The following is a 23,831-nucleotide window of genomic DNA, read 5'->3' on the forward strand; positions in this document are numbered from 1 at the left end:
TTCGAACAGGAGGGGGGGTACCGCAGACGGGCGCCTTATGCGGGGGTGATGTTGATCCAGCAGCCAGACACTGACTGAGGTCCGCCATTCGAGGCATGCCACATGGTGAGTTGGTCGCCTGCGGCGACGGTCAACGACACTGTGCCGGTGAGTCCGACGCTGCCGACGTCGACACCGTTGCGTTGGATTTTGATGTTGCCGTTACCAGTCGCCGACCAGGTGAGGGTGACGTTCCCGGCGCCCTTCACGACGAGCGCATTGTTGGTGACCGTCGCCGGATAGGTGGGGTCAGAGGTGAACCCGGTCACCTGCACATACGGGAGGAACGAGTTCGATACTGACCCGTTCTGCATGCGTTGACGGGTGAACGTGACGAGGGTGGCGGTCGCGGCACTCGATGTTGCAGCACTGTTGGTGCCGGTCAGGGTGTGGCGGGGTCGGGATGTGGCTGTGCCAGTGACAGTCACAGTGTTGGCGGCGGCGAGCTGGGGGCGCAGGTCTGCGGTGTCGGCGACATTAATGGTTTGCAGTGCCGCCAGCGTGTAGCGTGCCCGCGCCGTACCGGTTTGGTCGGCAGCCACCGTTTGAGAAGCGGCTAACGGTACGCGTAGGCCACCCAGTTCGGTGGCCTGCCCCACGGTGGTGGTTTGGGTGGCGGAGATGGTGTGTCGTACCCTCACCACCGCCACAGACGTCACCTCGAACGTTTGGGAGGCATCCGCATTCACCGATCCCACCGATGGCACTGACGATGCTGTCGGCGCCACCACCATGTCTTGTGCTGCATCCAGCTCAATGCGTGGGCGGGTGACGACAGGTTGGGTGATGGTGATGTCTTGTGTGGCGGTCAGGGTGTAGAGAGTTGCCGTCGACGCTGCAGGGGTGACAGTGGTCGCTTGTGTAGCGTCGAGTGTGTAGCGGGCGCGGCCATCGCTGCTGGTGTCGGTGGTGATGGTGTTGGTTGCGGTCAGGGTGTAACGGGCACGCACCACACCCACACCAGCCACCACACCCGAACCGGTACCGGCTATGCCGACACCGAGTTTCCCGGACTGCCCCACCTGGACGGATTGCTCCGCATAGTCCACGCAGAGTCGGGCGTACACCACACCCGCAGCGGTGACGGTGATGGTGTTGCCGGACATCAACCGTTCTTTGGTGCGGGGCCGGCGGGTCCGATAGTGCGGGGCCGTCGGCAACCTCACCCCAGTGTGCCGGGCTTCCGGTACCACCACCCGCGTGTGGGGTGCAGCAGGTAGCACCACACCCACCCGCGGAACCGGTACCGCCGTAAACAGGTAGGGACGGTTGGGGACTGCCGTCACCACCCTGCCTGCCAGAACGATCATCTACGTGATGGTGATCGTGGGGGTGACGTCGATGGTGGCGTTCGCACTGACTGTGGTGGAGGGGATGGACAGTTTGTCCAAATAGGTGCCGGAGGTTTGCGCCGAGTACACGCCGGCCGCGACGACGGTGGTGGCGGGCACGTTGATCGACACCTTCGACCCGGTCATGGAACCCGACGCCGGAGTCCCCCAGGTCGTCTGCTGGCGGGCATACGCGGGGGTACCGCCCGACACCTCGGATGCGCCGGTGCTGCCGGGGTCGGCGGTGTGCAGGGAAATCCACGTTCCCTGCGCTGCATACGCATTGAGCAGGGCGGTTTTCATCGCGTTGGTGGCGAGTGCCATGTCATTCTCCTAGGTTGTAGTTGATGTCGAGGTGGAGGGTTTGTTCGGCGGTGAGGTCGACGTGTTCCCGCCCGTGATCGTCGATCCAATGTCGGGTGCCGTTGTCGTCGGTCCACTCAGACACGGCGGACTGCTTTCCCGTAGTAGAGGGGATATTCCTGGGTGGGGGTTTCGGGCATCGACACCGTGAGCAGGAAGTGGGTGGCCCGCCCGATGATGGGGGCCAGCGTTTCCTGTTGCACCACATAGTCGATGGAGGGTGGTTCCACCACGCCGGGGATGGAGATGATGGGGGTGGTGGCGTTCCGGACGGGGTCGCCTTCGAAAAAGTAGAGGGTCGATGCTGCACCGACCGGCCACGATGTGATGTTGCCGGAGGTGGCGTCGATGGGGTCGAGGGAGAAAACCAGGTCACTGTTCTGGTAGAGGGGGATTTCCGCTTTCGTTCCCTCCCATCCGAGGGTGACGGTGGTCATGGTGTCTCCTGTTCTGTGAGTTCATATCCGAGTGCCGCCAAAGCATCAGCGTGGGTGGCGAGGTCGGGGTTGATGGTCATCGCGAACGACTTCGAGTCAGTCGACAGGATCGGGGTCAAACCGTTGGCGGGGTCACCGTCGTAGTCGATGACCTGGCCACGCTCATCCGACAGGAACACCGACACATCCGGTTTCAGATGCGACCGCGAGACGGGAACCTGCATTCCCATGCTGGTGAGAATCGAAGTCATGTCAGGCACTTCCACCACCAACACCAACAGGAACCCATCCTCCGTGGAGTACAGGTTCGTGATCGGCGGCATATGCGGAAGAGCTTCAGCCACAAGGGTTGCTGGTTTCATACTCATCTCCAGAAGATCCAGATCACACCGGTAGCGCCGATACCGCCAGCGCCGAATGAGCCGGTACCGCCGTTCGAACCACCACCACCGCCACCACCACCGCCGGGATAGCCGCCCGGGCCGCCAGCTCCGCCGCTGTAGTTGAGGAAGCTGACACGGCCACCACCACCACCGCCACCACCACCGGCGCCGCCACACTTCGTTTGAGTTGCCGGCGACACGTTCGCGCCTGCACCACCGGGTCCACCGTTACCGCTAGGCGCACCTGCCCCCGCAGTCCCACCAGCGCCGAGAGGCGTTGACCCGCCCGCCAAACCATTCGTGCCGGAGTCTGCTAGTGTCCTGAGTCATTAATTCGTGTGCAGTAGTGGGCGATGGAGTCGAGGATCTGGTCAGCGGTCTTGACCCACACGTAGGGGCGGGGGTTGTCGTTCCAGGTCTCGATCCACGCTCTGATGTCGGCATTGAGTGCTCGTACGGTGCGGTGGGTGGAGCGTTGGAGTTTCTTGGTGGTCAGTTCGGCGAACCAGCGTTCGACGAGGTTCATCCAGGATGAGCTGGTGGGGGTGAAGTGGACAACAAACCGCGGGTGCGCGGTCAGCCATCGCTTGACCGCGGGTGTCTTGTGGGTGGAGGCATTGTCCATGACCAGGTGGACGTCGAGCTCGTCGGGTACCTCGGCGTCGATCTTGCGGAGGAATCCGATGAATTCCGTTGCGCGATGCCGTGAGTGAAGCGAACCGATGACTTTGCCCGACGCGATGTCCAACGCCGCGTACAGGCTGGAGGTGCCGTTGCGCACGTAGTCGTGGCTGGCCCGTTGCGGGGTGCCCGGGAGCATGGGAAAGATCGGCTGGGTGCGATCGAGCGCTTGGATCTGGGTCTTCTCGTCAACGCAGAGCACCAGGGCACGTTCGGGTGGGTTCATGTAGAGCCCGACGACGTCGCGGACCTTTTCGGTGAACATGGGATCTTTCGACAGCTTCCACGAATCCTGTTTGTGTGGAGCCAATCCGAACGCTCTCCATACACGCGAAACAGTTGACTGCGACATGTCGAGATGCTCAGCCATCGACCGAGTCGACCAGTGTGTCGCATTCTTCGGAGTGGTCTCGAGAGTTGCGGTGATCAGGTCTTTGATCTGCTCGTCGCCGACGGTTCGAGGTCGCCCGGGCCGGGGTTCGTCGAGCAACCCCTCGCAGCGGTGCTCGACGAACCGGCCTCGCCATCGCCGCACGGTACCTCGGTTGAGGCCGAGTCGTTGTGCCACTTCGGTATTCGACCCGCCATCTGCGGCAGCGAGAACGATTCGTGATCGCATCGCCAAACCCGAGGCCGTCGTTCGCCGACGCGCCCACCCTTCGAGCTCACGGCGCTCGTCATCGGTCAGAACAATATCCACTGCTCGCGGACCCCGGGTTGCCATTCCCCAGTCTATCAACCGAATGACAATTAATGACTCAGGACACTAGACCACCACCGCCGCCGTTCCCCGGCAGGGAGTGAATAGCCGAACGATGTCGAGATCCCACCCTGCCCTGGGGTCGTGGTGATATGGGTGCCGAAACTGGACGGATTGCCATTCGTGCCAACGACGTAAGGCGTACTCGGACGAGTTGCTATCAGGTTTCCCAACGGTCGCGGTGATACATTTTCCAGCAACTCGACCCCGAATCAGTGGATTCGAGTACGCCTTACGTCGTTGGCACGAATGGCAATCCGTCCAGTTTCGGCACCCATATCACCACGACCCCAGGGCAGGGTGGGATCTCGACATCGTTCGGCTATTCACCCACCACATCCCTGCCGGGGAACGGCGGCGGTGGTGGTCTAGTGTCCTGAGTCATTAATTGTCATTCGGTTGATAGACTGGGGAATGGCAACCCGGGGTCCGCGAGCAGTGGATATTGTTCTGACCGATGACGAGCGCCGTGAGCTCGAAGGGTGGCGCGTCGGCGAACGACGGCCTCGGGTTTGGCGATGCGATCACGAATCGTTCTCGCTGCCGCAGATGGCGGGTCGAATACCGAAGTGGCACAACGACTCGGCCTCAACCGAGGTACCGTGCGGCGATGGCGAGGCCGGTTCGTCGAGCACCGCTGCGAGGGGTTGCTCGACGAACCCCGGCCCGGGCGACCTCGAACCGTCGGCGACGAGCAGATCAAAGACCTGATCACCGCAACTCTCGAGACCACTCCGAAGAATGCGACACACTGGTCGACTCGGTCGATGGCTGAGCATCTCGACATGTCGCAGTCAACTGTTTCGCGTGTATGGAGAGCGTTCGGATTGGCTCCACACAAACAGGATTCGTGGAAGCTGTCGAAAGATCCCATGTTCACCGAAAAGGTCCGCGACGTCGTCGGGCTCTACATGAACCCACCCGAACGTGCCCTGGTGCTCTGCGTTGACGAGAAGACCCAGATCCAAGCGCTCGATCGCACCCAGCCGATCTTTCCCATGCTCCCGGGCACCCCGCAACGGGCCAGCCACGACTACGTGCGCAACGGCACCTCCAGCCTGTACGCGGCGTTGGACATCGCGTCGGGCAAAGTCATCGGTTCGCTTCACTCACGGCATCGCGCAACGGAATTCATCGGATTCCTCCGCAAGATCGACGCCGAGGTACCCGACGAGCTCGACGTCCACCTGGTCATGGACAATGCCTCCACCCACAAGACACCCGCGGTCAAGCGATGGCTGACCGCGCACCCGCGGTTTGTTGTCCACTTCACCCCCACCAGCTCATCCTGGATGAACCTCGTCGAACGCTGGTTCGCCGAACTGACCACCAAGAAACTCCAACGCTCCACCCACCGCACCGTACGAGCACTCAATGCCGACATCAGAGCGTGGATCGAGACCTGGAACGACAACCCCCGCCCCTACGTGTGGGTCAAGACCGCTGACCAGATCCTCGACTCCATCGCCCACTACTGCACACGAATTAATGACTCAGGACACTAGCAGACTCCGGCACGAATGGTTTGGCGGGCGGGTCAACGCCTCTCGGCGCTGGTGGGACTGCGGGGGCAGGTGCGCCTAGCGGTAACGGTGGACCCGGTGGTGCAGGCGCGAACGTGTCGCCGGCAACTCAAACGAAGTGTGGCGGCGCCGGTGGTGGTGGCGGTGGTGGTGGTGGCCGTGTCAGCTTCCTCAACTACAGCGGCGGAGCTGGCGGCCCGGGCGGCTATCCCGGCGGTGGTGGTGGCGGTGGTGGTGGTTCGAACGGCGGTACCGGCTCATTCGGCGCTGGCGGTATCGGCGCTACCGGTGTGATCTGGATCTTCTGGAGATGAGTATGAAACCAGCAACCCTTGTGGCTGAAGCTCTTCCGCATATGCCGCCGATCACGAACCTGTACTCCACGGAGGATGGGTTCCTGTTGGTGTTGGTGGTGGAAGTGCCTGACATGACTTCGATTCTCACCAGCATGGGAATGCAGGTTCCCGTCTCGCGGTCGCATCTGAAACCGGATGTGTCGGTGTTCCTGTCGGATGAGCGTGGCCAGGTCATCGACTACGACGGTGACCCCGCCAACGGTTTGACCCCGATCCTGTCGACTGACTCGAAGTCGTTCGCGATGACCATCAACCCCGACCTCGCCACCCACGCTGATGCTTTGGCGGCACTCGGATATGAACTCACAGAACAGGAGACACCATGACCACCGTCACCCTCGGATGGGAGGGAACGAAAGCGGAAATCCCCCTCTACCAGAACAGTGACCTGGTTTTCTCCCTCGACCCCATCGACGCCACCTCCGGCAACATCACATCGTGGCCGGTCGGTGCAGCATCGACCCTCTACTTTTTCGAAGGCGACCCCGTCCGGAACGCCACCACCCCCATCATCTCCATCCCCGGCGTGGTGGAACCACCCTCCATCGACTATGTGGTGCAACAGGAAACGCTGGCCCCCATCATCGGGCGGGCCACCCACTTCCTGCTCACGGTGTCGATGCCCGAAACCCCCACCCAGGAATATCCCCTCTACTACGGGAAAGCAGTCCGCCGTGTCTGAGTGGACCGACGACAACGGCACCCGACATTGGATCGACGATCACGGGCGGGAACACGTCGACCTCACCGCCGAACAAACCCTCCACCTCGACATCAACTACAACCTAGGAGAATGACATGGCACTCGCCACCAACGCGATGAAAACCGCCCTGCTCAATGCGTATGCAGCGCAGGGAACGTGGATTTCCCTGCACACCGCCGACCCCGGCAGCACCGGCGCATCCGAGGTGTCGGGCGGTACCCCCGCGTATGCCCGCCAGCAGACGACCTGGGGGACTCCGGCGTCGGGTTCCATGACCGGGTCGAAGGTGTCGATCAACGTGCCCGCCACCACCGTCGTCGCGGCCGGCGTGTACTCGGCGCAAACCTCCGGCACCTATTTGGACAAACTGTCCATCCCCTCCACCACAGTCAGTGCGAACGCCACCATCGACGTCACCCCCACGATCACCATCACGTAGATGATCGTTCTGGCAGGCAGGGTGGTGACGGCAGTCCCCAACCGTCCCTACCTGTTTACGGCGGTACCGGTTCCGCGGGTGGGTGTGGTGCTACCTGCTGCACCCCACACGCGGGTGGTGGTACCGGAAGCCCGGCACACTGGGGTGAGGTTGCCGACGGCCCCGCACTATCGGACCCGCCGGCCCCGCACCAAAGAACGGTTGATGTCCGGCAACACCATCACCGTCACCGCTGCGGGTGTGGTGTACGCCCGACTCTGCGTGGACTATGCGGAGCAATCCGTCCAGGTGGGGCAGTCCGGGAAACTCGGTGTCGGCATAGCCGGTACCGGTTCGGGTGTGGTGGCTGGTGTGGGTGTGGTGCGTGCCCGTTACACCCTGACCGCAACCAACACCATCACCACCGACACCAGCAGCGATGGCCGCGCCCGCTACACACTCGACGCTACACAAGCGACCACTGTCACCCCTGCAGCGTCGACGGCAACTCTCTACACCCTGACCGCCACACAAGACATCACCATCACCCAACCTGTCGTCACCCGCCCACGCATTGAGCTGGATGCAGCACAAGACATGGTGGTGGCGCCGACAGCATCGTCAGTGCCATCGGTGGGATCGGTGAATGCGGATGCCTCCCAAACGTTCGAGGTGACGTCTGTGGCGGTGGTGAGGGTACGACACACCATCTCCGCCACCCAAACCACCACCGTGGGGCAGGCCACCGAACTGGGTGGCCTACGCGTACCGTTAGCCGCTTCTCAAACGGTGGCTGCCGACCAAACCGGTACGGCGCGGGCACGCTACACGCTGGCGGCACTGCAAACCATTAATGTCGCCGACACCGCAGACCTGCGCCCCAGCTCGCCGCCGCCAACACTGTGACTGTCACTGGCACAGCCACATCCCGACCCCGCCACACCCTGACCGGCACCAACAGTGCTGCAACATCGAGTGCCGCGACCGCCACCCTCGTCACGTTCACCCGTCAACGCATGCAGAACGGGTCAGTATCGAACTCGTTCCTCCCGTATGTGCAGGTGACCGGGTTCACCTCTGACCCCACCTATCCGGCGACGGTCACCAACAATGCGCTCGTCGTGAAGGGCGCCGGGAACGTCACCCTCACCTGGTCGGCGACTGGTAACGGCAACATCAAAATCCAACGCAACGGTGTCGACGTCGGCAGCGTCGGACTCACCGGCACAGTGTCGTTGACCGTCGCCGCAGGCGACCAACTCACCATGTGGCATGCCTCGAATGGCGGACCTCAGTCAGTGTCTGGCTGCTGGATCAACATCACCCCCGCATAAGGCGCCCGTCTGCGGTACCCCCCCTCCTGTTCGAAAGGAAGTTCATGTCCGGACGTTTGACTGGTGTGTATCAGCTCCCCGATGGGGGGTTCCCGCCGCGGGATTCGAAACTGTGGATTCGGGTGCCGGTGGACCGCAACAACGCTGGGGTGACCGTGTACTCGGCGCCCACCGTCATCCCCATCAACCCGCCCACGCACCCGTCCGCCCCTGGTTTCTACGACTCGGGGTTGCTCCCTGAGGGTCCGTACCAGGTGCAGAAGGCGATCTTCGGGGCGAAGGATTACCGGTCGAAGTGGTATTCGGTTGTCCTGACAGAAGGTTCGCACACGCTGCAGGAGTTGATCGAGGACTACGACCCCGACGCCTACACCCCAGCCGTGGTGAACGCTGTCGCCACCCTGCGGACGAGACCCGCACGGCCCGTGATGAGGCAGCCCAAATCCTGGAGGACGTGACGGCAGGTGCGGTACCGGATTCGGCGGTGGCATCGAAGATCACCGCCGAGGGGTCTGCCTCCCGTGCCGCGGTCGATGCCCGTGTCGCAGCAGGCACCACAGGCTTCCTCACACAAGAGGTAGCTGAGGAAACTTATGCTCCGCGCGTGGGGGGCGTGTTCTTCGTCGGCGAGCACGGTCTCGTGGGTGCTGGGCGGGGGTGCACTCGGGGAGTGGCACTATGAACCGCCGCGTTGACTATCCACGCGCCGTGCTGACGGTCGACGTCGTCACCGTGCCGAGTCGACGGTACACGTCGACTCCTGGTCGCATCGAAGACGATCGTCGAACCGTCAGGCACGGCAGCGATGAGATCAGTCAACGCGCGGTGTATTAGTGCCACTCCCGAGTTGCATCACCCCCGCCCAGTCACCACGAGACGTGCTCGCCGACGAAGAACACGCCCCCACGCGCGAGCATAAGTTCCTCAGCTACCTCTTGTGTGAGGAAGCCTGTGTGCCTGCTGCGACACGGGCATCGACCGCGGCACGGGAGGCAGACCCCTCGGCGGTGATCTTCGATGCCACCGCCGAATCCGGTACCGCACCTGCCGTCACGTCCTCCAGGATTTGGGCTGCCTCATCACGGGCCGTGCGGGTCTCGTCCCGCAGGGTGGCGACAGCGTTCACCACGGCTGGGGTGTAGGCGTCGGGGTCGTAGTCCTCGATCAACTCCTGCAGCGTGTGCGAACCTTCTGTCAGGACAACCGAATACCACTTCGACCGGTAATCCTTCGCCCGAAGATCGCCTTCTGCACCTGGTACGGACCCTCAGGGAGCAACCCCGAGTCGTAGAAACCAGGGGCGGACGGGTGCGTGGGCGGGTTGATGGGGATGACGGTGGGCGCCGAGTACACGGTCACCCCAGCGTTGTTGCGGTCCACCGGCACCCGAATCCACAGTTTCGAATCCCGCGGCGGGAACCCCCCATCGGGGAGCTGATACACACCAGTCAAACGTCCGGACATGAACTTCCTTTCGAACAGGAGGGGGGTACCGCAGACGGGCGCCTTATGCGGGGGTGATGTTGATCCAGCAGCCAGACACTGACTGAGGTCCGCCATTCGAGGCATGCCACATGGTGAGTTGGTCGCCTGCGGCGACGGTCAACGACACTGTGCCGGTGAGTCCGACGCTGCCGACGTCGACACCGTTGCGTTGGATTTTGATGTTGCCGTTACCAGTCGCCGACCAGGTGAGGGTGACGTTCCCGGCGCCCTTCACGACGAGCGCATTGTTGGTGACCGTCGCCGGATAGGTGGGTCAGAGGTGAACCCGGTCACCTGCACATACGGGAGGAACGAGTTCGATACTGACCCGTTCTGCATGCGTTGACGGGTGAACGTGACGAGGGTGGCGGTCGCGGCACTCGATGTTGCAGCACTGTTGGTGCCGGTCAGGGTGTGGCGGGGTCGGGATGTGGCTGTGCCAGTGACAGTCACAGTGTTGGCGGCGGCGAGCTGGGGGCGCAGGTCTGCGGTGTCGGCGACATTAATGGTTTGCAGTGCCGCCAGCGTGTAGCGTGCCCGCGCCGTACCGGTTTGGTCGGCAGCCACCGTTTGAGAAGCGGCTAACGGTACGCGTAGGCCACCCAGTTCGGTGGCCTGCCCCACGGTGGTGGTTTGGGTGGCGGAGATGGTGTGTCGTACCCTCACCACCGCCACAGACGTCACCTCGAACGTTTGGGAGGCATCCGCATTCACCGATCCCACCGATGGCACTGACGATGCTGTCGGCGCCACCACCATGTCTTGTGCTGCATCCAGCTCAATGCGTGGGCGGGTGACGACAGGTTGGGTGATGGTGATGTCTTGTGTGGCGGTCAGGGTGTAGAGAGTTGCCGTCGACGCTGCAGGGGTGACAGTGGTCGCTTGTGTAGCGTCGAGTGTGTAGCGGGCGCGGCCATCGCTGCTGGTGTCGGTGGTGATGGTGTTGGTTGCGGTCAGGGTGTAACGGGCACGCACCACACCCACACCAGCCACCACACCCGAACCGGTACCGGCTATGCCGACACCGAGTTTCCCGGACTGCCCCACCTGGACGGATTGCTCCGCATAGTCCACGCAGAGTCGGGCGTACACCACACCCGCAGCGGTGACGGTGATGGTGTTGCCGGACATCAACCGTTCTTTGGTGCGGGGCCGGCGGGTCCGATAGTGCGGGGCCGTCGGCAACCTCACCCCAGTGTGCCGGGCTTCCGGTACCACCACCCGCGTGTGGGGTGCAGCAGGTAGCACCACACCCACCCGCGGAACCGGTACCGCCGTAAACAGGTAGGGACGGTTGGGGACTGCCGTCACCACCCTGCCTGCCAGAACGATCATCTACGTGATGGTGATCGTGGGGGTGACGTCGATGGTGGCGTTCGCACTGACTGTGGTGGAGGGGATGGACAGTTTGTCCAAATAGGTGCCGGAGGTTTGCGCCGAGTACACGCCGGCCGCGACGACGGTGGTGGCGGGCACGTTGATCGACACCTTCGACCCGGTCATGGAACCCGACGCCGGAGTCCCCCAGGTCGTCTGCTGGCGGGCATACGCGGGGGTACCGCCCGACACCTCGGATGCGCCGGTGCTGCCGGGGTCGGCGGTGTGCAGGGAAATCCACGTTCCCTGCGCTGCATACGCATTGAGCAGGGCGGTTTTCATCGCGTTGGTGGCGAGTGCCATGTCATTCTCCTAGGTTGTAGTTGATGTCGAGGTGGAGGGTTTGTTCGGCGGTGAGGTCGACGTGTTCCCGCCCGTGATCGTCGATCCAATGTCGGGTGCCGTTGTCGTCGGTCCACTCAGACACGGCGGACTGCTTTCCCGTAGTAGAGGGGATATTCCTGGGTGGGGTTTCGGGCATCGACACCGTGAGCAGGAAGTGGGTGGCCCGCCCGATGATGGGGCCAGCGTTTCCTGTTGCACCACATAGTCGATGGAGGGTGGTTCCACCACGCCGGGGATGGAGATGATGGGGGTGGTGGCGTTCCGGACGGGGTCGCCTTCGAAAAAGTAGAGGGTCGATGCTGCACCGACCGGCCACGATGTGATGTTGCCGGAGGTGGCGTCGATGGGGTCGAGGGAGAAAACCAGGTCACTGTTCTGGTAGAGGGGGATTTCCGCTTTCGTTCCCTCCCATCCGAGGGTGACGGTGGTCATGGTGTCTCCTGTTCTGTGAGTTCATATCCGAGTGCCGCCAAAGCATCAGCGTGGGTGGCGAGGTCGGGGTTGATGGTCATCGCGAACGACTTCGAGTCAGTCGACAGGATCGGGGTCAAACCGTTGGCGGGGTCACCGTCGTAGTCGATGACCTGGCCACGCTCATCCGACAGGAACACCGACACATCCGGTTTCAGATGCGACCGCGAGACGGGAACCTGCATTCCCATGCTGGTGAGAATCGAAGTCATGTCAGGCACTTCCACCACCAACACCAACAGGAACCCATCCTCCGTGGAGTACAGGTTCGTGATCGGCGGCATATGCGGAAGAGCTTCAGCCACAAGGGTTGCTGGTTTCATACTCATCTCCAGAAGATCCAGATCACACCGGTAGCGCCGATACCGCCAGCGCCGAATGAGCCGGTACCGCCGTTCGAACCACCACCACCGCCACCACCACCGCCGGGATAGCCGCCCGGGCCGCCAGCTCCGCCGCTGTAGTTGAGGAAGCTGACACGGCCACCACCACCACCGCCACCACCACCGGCGCCGCCACACTTCGTTTGAGTTGCCGGCGACACGTTCGCGCCTGCACCACCGGGTCCACCGTTACCGCTAGGCGCACCTGCCCCCGCAGTCCCACCAGCGCCGAGAGGCGTTGACCCGCCCGCCAAACCATTCGTGCCGGAGTCTGCTAGTGTCCTGAGTCATTAATTCGTGTGCAGTAGTGGGCGATGGAGTCGAGGATCTGGTCAGCGGTCTTGACCCACACGTAGGGGCGGGGGTTGTCGTTCCAGGTCTCGATCCACGCTCTGATGTCGGCATTGAGTGCTCGTACGGTGCGGTGGGTGGAGCGTTGGAGTTTCTTGGTGGTCAGTTCGGCGAACCAGCGTTCGACGAGGTTCATCCAGGATGAGCTGGTGGGGGTGAAGTGGACAACAAACCGCGGGTGCGCGGTCAGCCATCGCTTGACCGCGGGTGTCTTGTGGGTGGAGGCATTGTCCATGACCAGGTGGACGTCGAGCTCGTCGGGTACCTCGGCGTCGATCTTGCGGAGGAATCCGATGAATTCCGTTGCGCGATGCCGTGAGTGAAGCGAACCGATGACTTTGCCCGACGCGATGTCCAACGCCGCGTACAGGCTGGAGGTGCCGTTGCGCACGTAGTCGTGGCTGGCCCGTTGCGGGGTGCCCGGGAGCATGGGAAAGATCGGCTGGGTGCGATCGAGCGCTTGGATCTGGGTCTTCTCGTCAACGCAGAGCACCAGGGCACGTTCGGGTGGGTTCATGTAGAGCCCGACGACGTCGCGGACCTTTTCGGTGAACATGGGATCTTTCGACAGCTTCCACGAATCCTGTTTGTGTGGAGCCAATCCGAACGCTCTCCATACACGCGAAACAGTTGACTGCGACATGTCGAGATGCTCAGCCATCGACCGAGTCGACCAGTGTGTCGCATTCTTCGGAGTGGTCTCGAGAGTTGCGGTGATCAGGTCTTTGATCTGCTCGTCGCCGACGGTTCGAGGTCGCCCGGGCCGGGGTTCGTCGAGCAACCCCTCGCAGCGGTGCTCGACGAACCGGCCTCGCCATCGCCGCACGGTACCTCGGTTGAGGCCGAGTCGTTGTGCCACTTCGGTATTCGACCCGCCATCTGCGGCAGCGAGAACGATTCGTGATCGCATCGCCAAACCCGAGGCCGTCGTTCGCCGACGCGCCCACCCTTCGAGCTCACGGCGCTCGTCATCGGTCAGAACAATATCCACTGCTCGCGGACCCCGGGTTGCCATTCCCCAGTCTATCAACCGAATGACAATTAATGACTCAGGACACTAGACCACCACCGCCGCCGTTCCCCGGCAGGGATGTGGTGGGTGAATAGCCGAACGATGTCGAGATCCCACCCTGCCCTGGGGTCGTGGTGATATGGGTGCCGAAACTGGACGGATTGCCATTCGTGCCAACGACGTAAGGCGTACTCGAATCCACTGATTCGGGGTCGAGTTGCTGGAAAATGTATCCACCGCCGAGGCCGCCAGCTGCGCGGGTGGTGGTACTGGAGGTGCCGTCCGAACCGTTCTTCCCACATCCGATGAGACCCACGATCAGTTCGGTGATGTTTTCAGGTTTCGTCCACGTACCCGACGTGACCTTGGTTTCCACGTTGTAGCCGTTGAGGACGGCGTCAGCGATGGCCTGGATCGTGTACTGAACCTCTTGCGGATCACCAACCGAACCGCCACCAAACCAGCCATTGAAAATGCCGTTGATGATCGACGCAATGTTCGCCGTCGCCGCATGAGCCAACAACCGGATCACATCAACCGGCTCACCCATATGCTTAAACTTCGGATTGAACTGGTTGTACGCGTAGTCATCCCAGAACGCCTGATCCGCATTCGCGAACTGCGACAGGCCTGACGTGGCACCGTTCGGGCGGTTCGCGGGCAGGAAGTATTTGCCCGGTACACCAGCACCGGGCTGATCTGGAGCTGTAATGGCTAACTCACCCCTTCGATCATGCGGGCCAACCGCTTAGCGTGGCCACCACCGTCGTAGTCCGTGGAATGCGCAGTGCCGAGATAGTTGCGGATGTCCTCCCCCGCACGCGCGAAATCGGGCCAGCGGAACGGATTCCACCACGGCTGCGCCACCGCCAGACGTTCAGCGGTCTTGAACGCCCAGGCGCGGGCGGCCTCGGGTGTGCGCACCGACATCCACCCGGTTAGGTCGGCGACCGTGCGCAGCGGTGAACCTAGCGGCAGGTCGGCGATCGGATCACCCGGCGCCCACTCGGTGAACCGAGGCCGCGGGACGTGCAGCGCCCCGGCGATCCCGGACCGGCCGTGATGCACCGGCGTGTGCGGGTCGCCCAGCGTCGCGACGGCGAGCACCTGATGGCGAGGCCGCCGAGGCAGGATGTCGCGCGCGTACTTCACTGCGACCGCCGCGCCCGCACTGTAGCCGCCGACGACCACGAGTTCGCGGGATTCGGTGACAGCTCGATCCAACGCTGCCGCGCCGATCGCTTTCGACTCCTCATACGACAGGTCGCCCATGCCGGTCGCCGGGCCGAAGTCGGCCGGGTACGGCACATACGTGAACTTCACCTTGCGGGGGTCGAGCGCGCGGCGCAGCGCCTCCGACGCGGGGGAGCCGCCGCGGGGTGCCCAAGTTCCGTCGACCCAGAGAAGTTCGATCATGACCGTCCTGCCCACCATGCTCGGATCTCGTCGCGCCACACTTGCCATGGCCGGCGGAAGTCGCCTGCCGCCCAACGGTCACGGCGGGTCTTGTACTGCAACACCAGCAGCATCACCAGGAGCGCGAGCATCATCACGGCGCCACCCGAGTACAGGATGAATCGAATCCACGCCCGCCCCGGATAGTCAGTACCCGCCCACACTGACGCCGAGATCTGGAGAAAGACCAGCGACATCAGGGTCGACTTGCCTAGGTAGATGAGTGACACCCGCTCCTTCCACCAGTACTGCCATGCGGCGTAGCAGATGGTGTAGACGGTGGCCAGCACGGCGAGCACCACAAGTGCCCAGTCGGCTATCAGCTCCACTAGTTCAGCCTTCCGAAGATCAGCTCGGCCCAGTGGTTGCGTTCCAACTGGTCACGAAGCTCCCGCTGTACCGGCCGCGCCCGTTCGGCGAGCCGTGCGCTTTCGGACCGGGCTTCTTCGGCCGATCGCGCGTTTCGCTTCGAGCGCGCATCAACTTCGTGCGCGCTCGCCCCCTTGGTCTTGAATCCCCACATCAGTTGGACTCCAAGCTCTCTCGCAGTGCCTTCGACTGGCTCGCGATGAGCTGGCCGGCGACATTCCACTCGGCCATCGTCTGCGCGTTGCGCGCGTTGGTCTCGAGGAGGTCGGCGATGGTCTTGGCGTCGCGCTCGGCCGCGGTCTTGTAGATCGAGATCTCCGATCCCCATACGATCCAGCCACGGGCGAAGGCGATACCGAGCACGAGCGCCATGCCGACGACGACCCCCACCACGCCGATGTCACTCAGCGCGGCGGGGTTCATCCAAGCGCTGGCGCTCGAGGTCACGGTCATCGGCCGAGGTTGACTTCGCGCTCGACGCCGTCAGCGGGAAGCTCAATACCTGCCAACACCTTCGGTGTGACCTGCGGGCGGGTGAACAGGAATCCGAGAGCAATCGTGGAGACCGCGAGGATGGCGCCCTGTTGCTGCTCGCTGAGGTTCAAGCCGAACGCAACGACCAGCGGCACCGCGGTCTGAACGACCGCGACGAGCGCCGGGTACACGCTCTCCTTCACCGAGATCACCACGAGCAGACCGAGCACCGCGTTGACCGCGGCCATGAACACGCCCTGAGTCTCGGTGGGGATGTTGAACCCGAACGTGGTCAGCAGAACCAGGATGGCTGAGACGAGGGAGGTCCAGGCGGCGGGCTCGCGGCCGAGGACAAGACGAGGGGTGGGTACAGACATGACGAGAACTCCTTCTGTGGGTGCGGCTCAGGCCGCGATGAGGTCGACTGCTTCGACGGCCAGCGGGATGCCGGCCGCGTTGACGAGAGTGAGATCCTTCGCGGCGTCGCCGATCTTCTTCACCGCGCCTGAGGGGTCCCACTCGAGGACGCCGTGCTCGAACGCCTGACGCTTGCCGCCCGTGCCGTTCGAGATCTCGTCCGACGTCGGCCAGCCGAGCGGGCCCTTCTCGTAGCCCTCGAGCGCCCAGCGCTGGCCGATGACGCCCTTCACGACGTGGTGGTCCTTGCCGTCCTTGCGGTAGAGCACGCCACCCTGGAACGCCATGACTGCGCCGTCGGCGAGCTTGGTGAAGTCGCGCACCGGGAAGCCGAGTTCGCCGGTCTCCCACTTGCGCTCGGCGTACGCCTCGAACAGGCCGCCGTGCGGGATGGCGTGCGCGCCGGTCGCCGGGTGAAAGTAGATGTGCGCGTTCTCGTACTCGACGAACCGGCCCTTACCGTCGCGGCCGACCTTGCGCTCACCCCCGGCGCCGGGCTTCGCCTTACGGACGCCGACCCACGGATTCTCCTTGGCCTCGAGCTCGATCATGTTCATGACCACGAGCGGCTTATCCGGTGCCTGGAGGAGCCGCTGACGGAACAGCTTCATGTCGAGGTTCCCGGGGTCCCACTTGCCCTGGATCGCGCCGTACTCCTTGTGCGCGACGACCTTGTTCCACGGGTTGCCGAGGCGCTTGTTGATGGCCCGGACGACCTTCAGGTATGCGCCGTACTGGGCCTCCGACCATGCCGCGGTGCCGTTGTGTGCGGCCTCGATGCCGATCGTCACGGCGTTGCCGTTGTTCGCGGGATGCCCGGCCACGAGCCGGTGCCCGCGTGCCATGCGACGCCGACGCCGCACAGCGTGACAACACCGTTCGGCGCGAGGTGGAGTTGCGACGCGAGCCCGAGAGACGAGTGCTGCGCGATACCCCGCGGCGTCTCGCCGAACGAGCCGGTGTGGTGCATGAACGGACCCCAGATAGTGCCGAAGTCGCCGTGCCCGCGTTCGAACGCGCCGGGATAGATGTCAACCTTCAGGCCCTCGGCGCGCAGCACGTCGGGAAGCCAAACGGGATCAGCCATAATTGCCTCCTGTGGGCATGGGTGAATCCCCACACCCGAACGGGTGCAGGGTGAAAAGTTCTGTTGGGTTAGAGAGCTTCGGGTTGATGCCGGCGTGCGGGGAACCGTCGAACGTTCCATCCGCCTTGCGGCGCTTCACCTCCGCGGCGAACGCCACAGCCTCTGCCTGCACCACCCGCTCCTGCGTATTCGCCTGGCGGGCCTTCATCTCCTCCACCTTCGCCAGATAGTTCTGATGCTCCTCATCAGCCAGCCGGGCGATCCGCTGCTCATACGTTTCATCCGGCTCATGCGAGTCGTAACACCACTTCCCCGCAGCCTTCGACGCCTCCAAGCTGTCCCCCGGTTCATAGTGCTTGATCGAATCCGCCACCAGCCGGACACCGCACTCCACCAGATGGCGGGCAACATCCACCCAATAGTCGGGTCCCATCACCAGCGGGGCACCCACCACACCAGGCAGGCCGATAAACAACACCGACACCGCCTGCGCTTCGGCTTCACGTTCCTCATCGGACATGTCAGCCCACTGCTTGAAAGACACTGTGCCCCTCTCCGGGGGCCAAGCCCTACCCGGGAATGTCTAGTACGTAACGGGTCTTTCCGTAATCCCAGATCCGCGGGATCTTGTTCTCCGCCGCGGCCTGCTGCTCGGTCCACGACTCGTCCCACAACAGGTTTGGGTCGTTGCGGAACCGCTTCAGGCGGAACAGGAACTTGTGCACCCGTTCGCCACGGAAGTAGTAGGTGTAATCCGGTCGCAGCTCGCCATCTTTGATGAAACCGCACTGCTCGTACAGGCCTCCGTCAGAGACGGCGTGGTCGGCGAATGTCACCACCCGTTGTGGTTGCATCGCAGCGACAGCGTGCTTCAGCAGCCGCGAATGCCCACCCCGCACGATCACCGAGGTGGCGAACCGCACCAACTCCACCTCAGTCTTGGTGCGCCACTTCATGCACATCACCGCGACCAACTCGCCACCATCGCGCAAACCGAACGCTTCACTCATTGCGGTCGCACCCTGAATGTGGTTGGCCTCGAGGAAGTCGCGGACCTCCACCCGATCTACCGCGGTCACGGTGAGACTGCGCGCATTCAGCCGGCGTTCCTGAGACACGCCCAGCTTGCGGCGATCATGCGGCAGATGTCCGGCGGTCACGCCAGCAGTCACCAATGTTGCCAACGGTCACTCCGCGAACCGAGCGAGACCAAACCGGCGGATCATGATATTATTGCAAAATCCTTATGTTCGACGGTTCGTTCTCGAACTCGCGTCCATCGCGGTCGAGGGCCTGTACGCATTCTTGTGCGCCGACAAGGGCATCCAGATGACTGTGTGGGAAGACGACTGGCGTGACCGCCGGGACATCTGCCAACGCATGATCGCCCGCAAGCTGGGCGTGTCTCAGGAACGCCGGCTGAATGCGCGCAGTCTCACCGTGACCGCGGTAGATCGGGTGGAGGTCCGCGACTTCCTCGAGGCCAACCACATTCAGGGTGCGACCGCAATGAGTGAAGCGTTCGGTTTGCGCGATGGTGGCGAGTTGGTCGCGGTGATGTGCATGAAGTGGCGCACCAAGACTGAGGTGGAGTTGGTGCGGTTCGCCACCTCGGTGATCGTGCGGGGTGGGCATTCGCGGCTGCTGAAGCACGCTGTCGCTGCGATGCAACCACAACGGGTGGTGACATTCGCCGACCACGCCGTCTCTGACGGAGGCCTGTACGAGCAGTGCGGTTTCATCAAAGATGGCGAGCTGCGACCGGATTACACCTACTACTTCCGTGGCGAACGGGTGCACAAGTTCCTGTTCCGCCTGAAGCGGTTCCGCAACGACCCAAACCTGTTGTGGGACGAGTCGTGGACCGAGCAGCAGGCCGCGGCGGAGAACAAGATCCCGCGGATCTGGGATTACGGAAAGACCCGTTACGTACTAGACATTCCCGGTAGGGCTTGGCCCCCGGAGAGGGGGCACAGTGTCTTTCAAGCAGTGGCTGACATGTCCGATGAGGAACGTGAAGCCGAAGCGCAGGCGGTGTCGGTGTTGTTTATCGGCCTGCCTGGTGTGGTGGGTGCCCCGCTGGTGATGGGACCCGACTATTGGGTGGATGTTGCCCGCCATCTGGTGGAGTGCGGTGTCCGGCTGGTGGCGGATTCGATCAAGCACTATGAACCGGGGGACAGCTTGGAGGCGTCGAAGGCTGCGGGGAAGTGGTGTTACGACTCGCATGAGCCGGATGAAACGTATGAGCAGCGGATCGCCCGGCTGGCTGATGAGGAGCATCAGAACTATCTGGCGAAGGTGGAGGAGATGAAGGCCGCCAGGCGAATACGCAGGAGCGGGTGGTGCAGGCAGAGGCTGTGGCGTTCGCCGCGGAGGTGAAGCGCCGCAAGGCGGATGGAACGTTCGACGGTTCCCGCACGCCGGCATCAACCCCGAAGCTCTCTAACCCAACAGAACTTTTCACCCTGCACCCGTTCGGGTGTGGGGATTCACCCATGCCCACAGGAGGCAATTATGGCTGATCCCGTTTGGCTTCCCGACGTGCTGCGCGCCGAGGGCCTGAAGGTTGACATCTATCCCGGCGCGTTCGAACGCGGGCACGGCGACTTCGGCACTATCTGGGGTCCGTTCATGCACCACACCGGCTCGTTCGGCGAGACGCCGCGGGGTATCGCGCAGCACTCGTCTCTCGGGCTCGCGTCGCAACTCCACCTCGCGCCGAACGGTGTTGTCACGCTGTGCGGCGTCGGCGTCGCATGGCACGCGGGCACCGGCTCGTGGCCGGGCATCCCCGCGAACAACGGCAACGCCGTGACGATCGGCATCGAGGCCGCACACAACGGCACCGCGGCATGGTCGGAGGCCCAGTACGGCGCATACCTGAAGGTCGTCCGGGCCATCAACAAGCGCCTCGGCAACCCGTGGAACAAGGTCGTCGCGCACAAGGAGTACGGCGCGATCCAGGCAAGTGGGACCCCGGGAACCTCGACATGAAGCTGTTCCGTCAGCGGCTCCTCCAGGCACCGGATAAGCCGCTCGTGGTCATGAACATGATCGAGCTCGAGGCAAGGAGAATCCGTGGGTCGGCGTCCGTAAGGCGAAGCCCGGCGCCGGGGTGAGCGCAAGGTCGGCCGCGACGGTAAGGGCCGGTTCGTCGAGTACGAGAACGCGCACATCTACTTTCACCCGGCGACCGGCGCGCACGCCATCCCGCACGGCGGCCTGTTCGAGGCGTACGCCGAGCGCAAGTGGGAGACCGGCGAACTCGGCTTCCCGGTGCGCGACTTCACCAAGCTCGCCGACGGCGCAGTCATGGCGTTCCAGGGTGGCGTGCTCTACCGCAAGGACGGCAAGGACCACCACGTCGTGAAGGGCGTCATCGGCCAGCGCTGGGCGCTCGAGGGCTACGAGAAGGCCCGCTCGGCTGGCCGACGTCGGACGAGATCTCGAACGGCACGGGCGGCAAGCGTCAGGCGTTCGAGCACGGCGTCCTCGAGTGGGACCCTCAGGCGCGGTGAAGAAGATCGGCGACGCCGCGAAGGATCTCACTCTCGTCAACGCGGCCGGCATCCCGCTGGCCGTCGAAGCAGTCGACCTCATCGCGGCCTGAGCCGCACCCACAGAAGGAGTTCTCGTCATGTCTGTACCCACCCCTCGTCTTGTCCTCGGCCGCGAGCCCGCCGCCTGGACCTCCCTCGTCTCAGCCATCCTGGTTCTGCTGACCACGTTCGGGTTCAACATCCCCACCGAGACTCAGGGCGTGTTCATGGCCGCGGTCAACGCGGTGCTCGGTCTGCTCGTGGTGATCTCGGTGAAGGAGAGCGTGTACCCGGCGCTCGTCGCGGTCGTTCAGACCGCGGTGCCGCTGGTCGTTGCGTTCGGCTTGAACCTCAGCGAGCAGCAACAGGGCGCCATCCTCGCGGTCTCCACGATTGCTCTCGGATTCCTGTTCACCCGCCCGCAGGTCACACCGAAGGTGTTGGCAGGTATTGAGCTTCCGCTGACGGCGTCGAGCGCGAAGTCAACCTCGGCCGATGACCGTGACCTCGAGCGCCAGCGCTTGGATGAACCCCGCCGCGCTGAGTGACATCGGCGTGGTGGGGGTCGTCGTCGGCATGGCGCTCGTGCTCGGTATCGCCTTCGCCCGTGGCTGGATCGTATGGGGATCGGAGATCTCGATCTACAAGACCGCGGCCGAGCGCGACGCCAAGACCATCGCCGACCTCCTCGAGACCAACGCGCGCAACGCGCAGACGATGGCCGAGTGGAATGTCGCCGGCCAGCTCATCGCGAGCCAGTCGAAGGCACTGCGAGAGAGCTTGGAGTCCAACTGATGTGGGGATTCAAGACCAAGGGGGCGAGCGCGCACGAAGTTGATGCGCGCTCGAAGCGAAACGCGCGATCGGCCGAAGAAGCCCGGTCCGAAAGCGCACGGCTCGCCGAACGGGCGCGGCCGGTACAGCGGGAGCTTCGTGACCAGTTGGAACGCAACCACTGGGCCGAGCTGATCTTCGGAAGGCTGAACTAGTGGAGCTGATAGCCGACTGGGCACTTGTGGTGCTCGCCGTGCTGGCCACCGTCTACACCATCTGCTACGCCGCATGGCAGTACTGGTGGAAGGAGCGGGTGTCACTCATCTACCTAGGCAAGTCGACCCTGATGTCGCTGGTCTTTCTCCAGATCTCGGCGTCAGTGTGGGCGGGTACTGACTATCCGGGGCGGGCGTGGATTCGATTCATCCTGTACTCGGGTGGCGCCGTGATGATGCTCGCGCTCCTGGTGATGCTGCTGGTGTTGCAGTACAAGACCCGCCGTGACCGTTGGGCGGCAGGCGACTTCCGCCGGCCATGGCAAGTGTGGCGCGACGAGATCCGAGCATGGTGGGCAGGACGGTCATGATCGAACTTCTCTGGGTCGACGGAACTTGGGCACCCCGCGGCGGCTCCCCCGCGTCGGAGGCGCTGCGCCGCGCGCTCGACCCCCGCAAGGTGAAGTTCACGTATGTGCCGTACCCGGCGACTTCGGCCCGGCGACCGGCATGGGCGACCTGTCGTATGAGGAGTCGAAAGCGATCGGCGCGGCAGCGTTGGATCGAGCTGTCACCGAATCCCGCGAACTCGTGGTCGTCGGCGGCTACAGTGCGGGCGCGGCGGTCGCAGTGAAGTACGCGCGCGACATCCTGCCTCGGCGGCCTCGCCATCAGGTGCTCGCCGTCGCGACGCTGGGCGACCCGCACACGCCGGTGCATCACGGCCGGTCCGGGATCGCCGGGGCGCTGCACGTCCCGCGGCCTCGGTTCACCGAGTGGGCGCCGGGTGATCCGATCGCCGACCTGCCGCTAGGTTCACCGCTGCGCACGGTCGCCGACCTAACCGGGTGGATGTCGGTGCGCACACCCGAGGCCGCCCGCGCCTGGGCGTTCAAGACCGCTGAACGTCTGGCGGTGGCGCAGCCGTGGTGGAATCCGTTCCGCTGGCCCGATTTCGCGCGTGCGGGGGAGGACATCCGCAACTATCTCGGCACTGCGCATTCCACGGACTACGACGGTGGTGGCCACGCTAAGCGGTTGGCCGCATGATCGAAGGGTGAGTTAGCCATTACAGCTCCAGATCAGCCCGGTGCTGGTGTACCGGGCAAATACTTCCTGCCCGCGAACCGCCCGAACGGTGCCACGTCAGCCTGTCGCAGTTCGCGAATGCGGATCAGGCGTTCTGGATGACTACGCGTACAACCAGTTCAATCCGAAGTTTAAGCATATGGGTGAGCCGGTTGATGTGATCCGGTTGTTGGCTCATGCGGCGACGGCGAACATTGCGTCGATCATCAACGGCATTTTCAATGGCTGGTTTGGTGGCGGTTCGGTTGGTGATCCGCAAGAGGTTCAGTACACGATCCAGGCCATCGCTGACGCCGTCCTCAACGGCTACAACGTGGAAACCAAGGTCACGTCGGGTACGTGGACGAAACCTGAAAACATCACCGAACTGATCGTGGGTCTCATCGGATGTGGGAAGAACGGTTCGGACGGCACCTCCAGTACCACCACCCGCGCAGCTGGCGGCCTCGGCGGTGGATACATTTTCCAGCAACTCGACCCCGAATCAGTGGATTCGAGTACGCCTTACGTCGTTGGCACGAATGGCAATCCGTCCAGTTTCGGCACCATATCACCACGACCCCAGGGCAGGGTGGGATCTCGACATCGTTCGGCTATTCACCCACACATCCCTGCCGGGGAACGGCGGCGGTGGTGGTCTAGTGTCCTGAGTCATT

At 63.5% G+C, this 23,831-nt stretch carries 38 protein-coding genes and 4 pseudogenes; 18 read left to right on the top strand and 24 right to left on the bottom strand.

Going from position 1 to position 23,831, the window contains the following annotated elements:
* Positions 1-35: 35 nt before the first annotated feature.
* From BLU62_RS31215 to BLU62_RS31235, 6 genes are all read right to left on the bottom strand, one after another.
* Positions 36-1,145: a hypothetical protein gene (locus BLU62_RS31215; protein WP_074847995.1), complete on the bottom strand. Its 1,110-nt coding sequence runs from the start codon at positions 1,143-1,145 to the stop codon at positions 36-38.
* Positions 1,146-1,349: 204 nt separating this feature from the next.
* A complete protein-coding gene (locus BLU62_RS31220) occupies positions 1,350-1,694 on the bottom strand; it encodes a phage tail fiber protein (protein ID WP_074847993.1) in 345 nt (114 codons plus the stop codon).
* Position 1,695: 1 nt separating this feature from the next.
* A complete protein-coding gene (locus BLU62_RS34475) occupies positions 1,696-1,818 on the bottom strand; it encodes a hypothetical protein (protein WP_280141504.1) in 123 nt (40 codons plus the stop codon).
* Complete coding sequence (locus tag BLU62_RS31225; RefSeq protein ID WP_074847991.1) at positions 1,811-2,170, bottom strand: LtfC-like domain-containing protein; 360 nt, start codon at positions 2,168-2,170, stop codon at positions 1,811-1,813. The genes BLU62_RS34475 and BLU62_RS31225 overlap by 8 nt, the downstream gene beginning before the upstream one ends.
* Positions 2,167-2,538 (bottom strand): DUF7572 family protein, encoded by a 372-nt coding sequence (locus BLU62_RS31230; RefSeq protein WP_425284530.1) that lies wholly within the window; start codon positions 2,536-2,538, stop codon positions 2,167-2,169. Before BLU62_RS31230 ends, BLU62_RS31225 begins: the two co-directional genes overlap by 4 nt.
* A gap of 328 nt (positions 2,539-2,866) precedes the next feature.
* Positions 2,867-3,958: an IS630 family transposase gene (locus tag BLU62_RS31235; RefSeq protein ID WP_074847987.1), complete on the bottom strand. Its 1,092-nt coding sequence runs from the start codon at positions 3,956-3,958 to the stop codon at positions 2,867-2,869.
* Positions 3,959-4,408: 450 nt separating this feature from the next.
* On the opposite strand from BLU62_RS31235, the pseudogene BLU62_RS31240 reads away from it, so the two are divergent.
* The 8 genes and pseudogenes from BLU62_RS31240 (at position 4,409) to BLU62_RS31270 (ending at position 8,787) form a co-directional block, all read left to right on the top strand.
* Positions 4,409-5,499 (top strand): annotated as a pseudogene (locus BLU62_RS31240) (IS630 family transposase).
* Between the two features lie 334 nt (positions 5,500-5,833).
* Entirely contained in the window at positions 5,834-6,199 is a 366-nt protein-coding gene (locus tag BLU62_RS31245) for a DUF7572 family protein (RefSeq protein ID WP_425284523.1), read from the top strand.
* Positions 6,196-6,555 carry an LtfC-like domain-containing protein gene (locus BLU62_RS31250; protein ID WP_074847991.1) on the top strand — a complete coding sequence of 120 codons (360 nt, stop codon included), beginning with the start codon at positions 6,196-6,198 and terminating at the stop codon, positions 6,553-6,555. The genes BLU62_RS31245 and BLU62_RS31250 overlap by 4 nt, the downstream gene beginning before the upstream one ends.
* Complete coding sequence (locus BLU62_RS34480) at positions 6,548-6,670, top strand: hypothetical protein (RefSeq protein WP_280141504.1); 123 nt, start codon at positions 6,548-6,550, stop codon at positions 6,668-6,670. The genes BLU62_RS31250 and BLU62_RS34480 overlap by 8 nt, the downstream gene beginning before the upstream one ends.
* 1 nt (position 6,671) lies before the next feature.
* The gene (locus tag BLU62_RS31255) at positions 6,672-7,016 is read left to right on the top strand and encodes a phage tail fiber protein (protein WP_074847993.1); all 345 of its coding nucleotides are present in this window, start codon (positions 6,672-6,674) and stop codon (positions 7,014-7,016) included.
* A 204-nt stretch (positions 7,017-7,220) separates the two neighbouring features.
* Positions 7,221-7,901 carry a hypothetical protein gene (locus tag BLU62_RS31260; RefSeq protein ID WP_139180095.1) on the top strand — a complete coding sequence of 227 codons (681 nt, stop codon included), beginning with the start codon at positions 7,221-7,223 and terminating at the stop codon, positions 7,899-7,901.
* On the top strand, positions 7,898-8,329 hold the full coding sequence (locus tag BLU62_RS31265) for a hypothetical protein (protein WP_139180096.1): 432 nt from the start codon (positions 7,898-7,900) through the stop codon (positions 8,327-8,329). The genes BLU62_RS31260 and BLU62_RS31265 overlap by 4 nt, the downstream gene beginning before the upstream one ends.
* 44 nt (positions 8,330-8,373) lie before the next feature.
* A complete protein-coding gene (locus BLU62_RS31270; RefSeq protein ID WP_139180097.1) occupies positions 8,374-8,787 on the top strand; it encodes a hypothetical protein in 414 nt (137 codons plus the stop codon).
* Positions 8,788-9,257: 470 nt separating this feature from the next.
* On the opposite strand, the gene BLU62_RS31275 is transcribed toward BLU62_RS31270, so the two are convergent.
* The 18 genes and pseudogenes from BLU62_RS31275 to BLU62_RS31355 form a co-directional block, all read right to left on the bottom strand.
* The gene (locus BLU62_RS31275; RefSeq protein WP_074854368.1) at positions 9,258-9,497 is read right to left on the bottom strand and encodes a hypothetical protein; all 240 of its coding nucleotides are present in this window, start codon (positions 9,495-9,497) and stop codon (positions 9,258-9,260) included.
* A gap of 26 nt (positions 9,498-9,523) precedes the next feature.
* Positions 9,524-9,793, bottom strand: coding sequence for a hypothetical protein (locus tag BLU62_RS31280; protein ID WP_139180098.1), 270 nt, complete (start codon positions 9,791-9,793; stop codon positions 9,524-9,526).
* Positions 9,794-9,836: 43 nt separating this feature from the next.
* Entirely contained in the window at positions 9,837-10,049 is a 213-nt protein-coding gene (locus BLU62_RS31285; protein WP_074854370.1) for a hypothetical protein, read from the bottom strand.
* Positions 10,046-10,945, bottom strand: a complete 900-nt coding sequence (locus BLU62_RS31290) for a hypothetical protein (protein WP_074854371.1) — start codon at positions 10,943-10,945, stop codon at positions 10,046-10,048. The genes BLU62_RS31285 and BLU62_RS31290 overlap by 4 nt, the downstream gene beginning before the upstream one ends.
* Positions 10,946-11,149: 204 nt before the next feature.
* Positions 11,150-11,494 carry a phage tail fiber protein gene (locus BLU62_RS31295; RefSeq protein WP_074847993.1) on the bottom strand — a complete coding sequence of 115 codons (345 nt, stop codon included), beginning with the start codon at positions 11,492-11,494 and terminating at the stop codon, positions 11,150-11,152.
* 1 nt (position 11,495) lies between these two features.
* Entirely contained in the window at positions 11,496-11,618 is a 123-nt protein-coding gene (locus BLU62_RS34485; RefSeq protein WP_280141504.1) for a hypothetical protein, read from the bottom strand.
* A gap of 104 nt (positions 11,619-11,722) precedes the next feature.
* A pseudogene (locus BLU62_RS35025) lies at positions 11,723-11,968 on the bottom strand (LtfC-like domain-containing protein); the annotation flags it as partial.
* Positions 11,965-12,336: a DUF7572 family protein gene (locus BLU62_RS31300; protein ID WP_425284530.1), complete on the bottom strand. Its 372-nt coding sequence runs from the start codon at positions 12,334-12,336 to the stop codon at positions 11,965-11,967. The gene BLU62_RS31300 and the pseudogene BLU62_RS35025, both read right to left, overlap by 4 nt.
* Before the next feature lie 328 nt (positions 12,337-12,664).
* Positions 12,665-13,756 (bottom strand): IS630 family transposase, encoded by a 1,092-nt coding sequence (locus tag BLU62_RS31305; protein ID WP_074847987.1) that lies wholly within the window; start codon positions 13,754-13,756, stop codon positions 12,665-12,667.
* 34 nt (positions 13,757-13,790) lie between these two features.
* Complete coding sequence (locus BLU62_RS31310; protein WP_074847985.1) at positions 13,791-14,303, bottom strand: hypothetical protein; 513 nt, start codon at positions 14,301-14,303, stop codon at positions 13,791-13,793.
* Positions 14,304-14,467: 164 nt separating this feature from the next.
* The gene (locus BLU62_RS31315; RefSeq protein WP_074847983.1) at positions 14,468-15,169 is read right to left on the bottom strand and encodes a PE-PPE domain-containing protein; all 702 of its coding nucleotides are present in this window, start codon (positions 15,167-15,169) and stop codon (positions 14,468-14,470) included.
* A complete protein-coding gene (locus BLU62_RS31320; protein WP_074847981.1) occupies positions 15,166-15,537 on the bottom strand; it encodes a putative phage holin in 372 nt (123 codons plus the stop codon). The genes BLU62_RS31315 and BLU62_RS31320 overlap by 4 nt, the downstream gene beginning before the upstream one ends.
* On the bottom strand, positions 15,537-15,731 hold the full coding sequence (locus BLU62_RS31325) for a DUF7620 family protein (RefSeq protein WP_074847979.1): 195 nt from the start codon (positions 15,729-15,731) through the stop codon (positions 15,537-15,539). The genes BLU62_RS31320 and BLU62_RS31325 overlap by 1 nt, the downstream gene beginning before the upstream one ends.
* Positions 15,731-16,030 carry a hypothetical protein gene (locus tag BLU62_RS31330; RefSeq protein ID WP_074847977.1) on the bottom strand — a complete coding sequence of 100 codons (300 nt, stop codon included), beginning with the start codon at positions 16,028-16,030 and terminating at the stop codon, positions 15,731-15,733. Before BLU62_RS31330 ends, BLU62_RS31325 begins: the two co-directional genes overlap by 1 nt.
* A complete protein-coding gene (locus tag BLU62_RS31335; RefSeq protein WP_074847976.1) occupies positions 16,027-16,428 on the bottom strand; it encodes a hypothetical protein in 402 nt (133 codons plus the stop codon). The genes BLU62_RS31330 and BLU62_RS31335 overlap by 4 nt, the downstream gene beginning before the upstream one ends.
* A gap of 27 nt (positions 16,429-16,455) precedes the next feature.
* The gene (locus BLU62_RS31340; protein WP_244278463.1) at positions 16,456-17,451 is read right to left on the bottom strand and encodes a peptidoglycan recognition protein family protein; all 996 of its coding nucleotides are present in this window, start codon (positions 17,449-17,451) and stop codon (positions 16,456-16,458) included.
* 96 nt (positions 17,452-17,547) lie between these two features.
* The gene (locus BLU62_RS31350) at positions 17,548-18,099 is read right to left on the bottom strand and encodes a phage gene 29 protein family protein (RefSeq protein ID WP_074854374.1); all 552 of its coding nucleotides are present in this window, start codon (positions 18,097-18,099) and stop codon (positions 17,548-17,550) included.
* Positions 18,100-18,124: 25 nt separating this feature from the next.
* A complete protein-coding gene (locus BLU62_RS31355) occupies positions 18,125-18,715 on the bottom strand; it encodes a hypothetical protein (RefSeq protein ID WP_074854375.1) in 591 nt (196 codons plus the stop codon).
* A 64-nt stretch (positions 18,716-18,779) separates the two neighbouring features.
* On the opposite strand from BLU62_RS31355, the gene BLU62_RS31360 reads away from it, so the two are divergent.
* The 10 genes and pseudogenes from BLU62_RS31360 to BLU62_RS32640 all read left to right on the top strand — a co-directional run.
* On the top strand, positions 18,780-19,937 hold the full coding sequence (locus BLU62_RS31360; protein ID WP_074854376.1) for a phage gene 29 protein family protein: 1,158 nt from the start codon (positions 18,780-18,782) through the stop codon (positions 19,935-19,937).
* Positions 19,938-20,072: 135 nt separating this feature from the next.
* Positions 20,073-20,552 carry a peptidoglycan recognition protein family protein gene (locus BLU62_RS31730; protein ID WP_208863728.1) on the top strand — a complete coding sequence of 160 codons (480 nt, stop codon included), beginning with the start codon at positions 20,073-20,075 and terminating at the stop codon, positions 20,550-20,552.
* Between the two features lie 180 nt (positions 20,553-20,732).
* Positions 20,733-20,909: pseudogene (locus tag BLU62_RS35030) on the top strand (LGFP repeat-containing protein); the annotation flags it as partial.
* Positions 20,910-21,001: 92 nt separating this feature from the next.
* Positions 21,002-21,076 (top strand): hypothetical protein, encoded by a 75-nt coding sequence (locus tag BLU62_RS35035; RefSeq protein ID WP_425284636.1) that lies wholly within the window; start codon positions 21,002-21,004, stop codon positions 21,074-21,076.
* Positions 21,077-21,195: 119 nt separating this feature from the next.
* The gene (locus BLU62_RS34175) at positions 21,196-21,645 is read left to right on the top strand and encodes a hypothetical protein (protein ID WP_074854377.1); all 450 of its coding nucleotides are present in this window, start codon (positions 21,196-21,198) and stop codon (positions 21,643-21,645) included.
* On the top strand, positions 21,593-21,892 hold the full coding sequence (locus BLU62_RS31375) for a hypothetical protein (protein WP_074847977.1): 300 nt from the start codon (positions 21,593-21,595) through the stop codon (positions 21,890-21,892). Before BLU62_RS34175 ends, BLU62_RS31375 begins: the two co-directional genes overlap by 53 nt.
* Complete coding sequence (locus BLU62_RS31380; RefSeq protein ID WP_074847979.1) at positions 21,892-22,086, top strand: DUF7620 family protein; 195 nt, start codon at positions 21,892-21,894, stop codon at positions 22,084-22,086. Before BLU62_RS31375 ends, BLU62_RS31380 begins: the two co-directional genes overlap by 1 nt.
* On the top strand, positions 22,086-22,457 hold the full coding sequence (locus BLU62_RS31385; protein ID WP_074847981.1) for a putative phage holin: 372 nt from the start codon (positions 22,086-22,088) through the stop codon (positions 22,455-22,457). Before BLU62_RS31380 ends, BLU62_RS31385 begins: the two co-directional genes overlap by 1 nt.
* Positions 22,372-23,136: a PE-PPE domain-containing protein gene (locus BLU62_RS31390; RefSeq protein ID WP_280141579.1), complete on the top strand. Its 765-nt coding sequence runs from the start codon at positions 22,372-22,374 to the stop codon at positions 23,134-23,136. Before BLU62_RS31385 ends, BLU62_RS31390 begins: the two co-directional genes overlap by 86 nt.
* 88 nt (positions 23,137-23,224) lie before the next feature.
* Positions 23,225-23,831, top strand: a pseudogene (locus tag BLU62_RS32640) (hypothetical protein); the annotation flags it as partial.

It is taken from the genome of Gordonia westfalica, assembly GCF_900105725.1.
Classification (GTDB): Bacteria; Actinomycetota; Actinomycetes; order Mycobacteriales; family Mycobacteriaceae; genus Gordonia; species Gordonia westfalica.

Excerpts from the sequence above, each read along its gene's own strand:
- BLU62_RS31215 (WP_074847995.1), bottom strand. The coding sequence starts at position 1,145 with ATGTCCGGCAACACCATCACCGTCACCGCTGCGGGTGTGGTGTACGCC.
- BLU62_RS31220 (WP_074847993.1), bottom strand. The coding sequence starts at position 1,694 with ATGGCACTCGCCACCAACGCGATGAAAACCGCCCTGCTCAATGCGTAT.
- BLU62_RS31225 (WP_074847991.1), bottom strand. The coding sequence starts at position 2,170 with ATGACCACCGTCACCCTCGGATGGGAGGGAACGAAAGCGGAAATCCCC.
- BLU62_RS31230 (WP_425284530.1), bottom strand. The coding sequence starts at position 2,538 with ATGAGTATGAAACCAGCAACCCTTGTGGCTGAAGCTCTTCCGCATATG.
- BLU62_RS31235 (WP_074847987.1), bottom strand. The coding sequence starts at position 3,958 with ATGGCAACCCGGGGTCCGCGAGCAGTGGATATTGTTCTGACCGATGAC.
- BLU62_RS31245 (WP_425284523.1), top strand. The coding sequence starts at position 5,834 with ATGAAACCAGCAACCCTTGTGGCTGAAGCTCTTCCGCATATGCCGCCG.
- BLU62_RS31250 (WP_074847991.1), top strand. The coding sequence starts at position 6,196 with ATGACCACCGTCACCCTCGGATGGGAGGGAACGAAAGCGGAAATCCCC.
- BLU62_RS31255 (WP_074847993.1), top strand. The coding sequence starts at position 6,672 with ATGGCACTCGCCACCAACGCGATGAAAACCGCCCTGCTCAATGCGTAT.
- BLU62_RS31260 (WP_139180095.1), top strand. The coding sequence starts at position 7,221 with ATGTCCGGCAACACCATCACCGTCACCGCTGCGGGTGTGGTGTACGCC.
- BLU62_RS31270 (WP_139180097.1), top strand. The coding sequence starts at position 8,374 with ATGTCCGGACGTTTGACTGGTGTGTATCAGCTCCCCGATGGGGGGTTC.
- BLU62_RS31280 (WP_139180098.1), bottom strand. The coding sequence starts at position 9,793 with ATGTCCGGACGTTTGACTGGTGTGTATCAGCTCCCCGATGGGGGGTTC.
- BLU62_RS31290 (WP_074854371.1), bottom strand. The coding sequence starts at position 10,945 with ATGTCCGGCAACACCATCACCGTCACCGCTGCGGGTGTGGTGTACGCC.
- BLU62_RS31295 (WP_074847993.1), bottom strand. The coding sequence starts at position 11,494 with ATGGCACTCGCCACCAACGCGATGAAAACCGCCCTGCTCAATGCGTAT.
- BLU62_RS31300 (WP_425284530.1), bottom strand. The coding sequence starts at position 12,336 with ATGAGTATGAAACCAGCAACCCTTGTGGCTGAAGCTCTTCCGCATATG.
- BLU62_RS31305 (WP_074847987.1), bottom strand. The coding sequence starts at position 13,756 with ATGGCAACCCGGGGTCCGCGAGCAGTGGATATTGTTCTGACCGATGAC.
- BLU62_RS31310 (WP_074847985.1), bottom strand. The coding sequence starts at position 14,303 with ATGGGTGAGCCGGTTGATGTGATCCGGTTGTTGGCTCATGCGGCGACG.
- BLU62_RS31315 (WP_074847983.1), bottom strand. The coding sequence starts at position 15,169 with ATGATCGAACTTCTCTGGGTCGACGGAACTTGGGCACCCCGCGGCGGC.
- BLU62_RS31325 (WP_074847979.1), bottom strand. The coding sequence starts at position 15,731 with ATGTGGGGATTCAAGACCAAGGGGGCGAGCGCGCACGAAGTTGATGCG.
- BLU62_RS31330 (WP_074847977.1), bottom strand. The coding sequence starts at position 16,030 with ATGACCGTGACCTCGAGCGCCAGCGCTTGGATGAACCCCGCCGCGCTG.
- BLU62_RS31335 (WP_074847976.1), bottom strand. The coding sequence starts at position 16,428 with ATGTCTGTACCCACCCCTCGTCTTGTCCTCGGCCGCGAGCCCGCCGCC.
- BLU62_RS31360 (WP_074854376.1), top strand. The coding sequence starts at position 18,780 with ATGATATTATTGCAAAATCCTTATGTTCGACGGTTCGTTCTCGAACTC.
- BLU62_RS31730 (WP_208863728.1), top strand. The coding sequence starts at position 20,073 with ATGGCTGATCCCGTTTGGCTTCCCGACGTGCTGCGCGCCGAGGGCCTG.
- BLU62_RS34175 (WP_074854377.1), top strand. The coding sequence starts at position 21,196 with ATGTCTGTACCCACCCCTCGTCTTGTCCTCGGCCGCGAGCCCGCCGCC.
- BLU62_RS31375 (WP_074847977.1), top strand. The coding sequence starts at position 21,593 with ATGACCGTGACCTCGAGCGCCAGCGCTTGGATGAACCCCGCCGCGCTG.
- BLU62_RS31380 (WP_074847979.1), top strand. The coding sequence starts at position 21,892 with ATGTGGGGATTCAAGACCAAGGGGGCGAGCGCGCACGAAGTTGATGCG.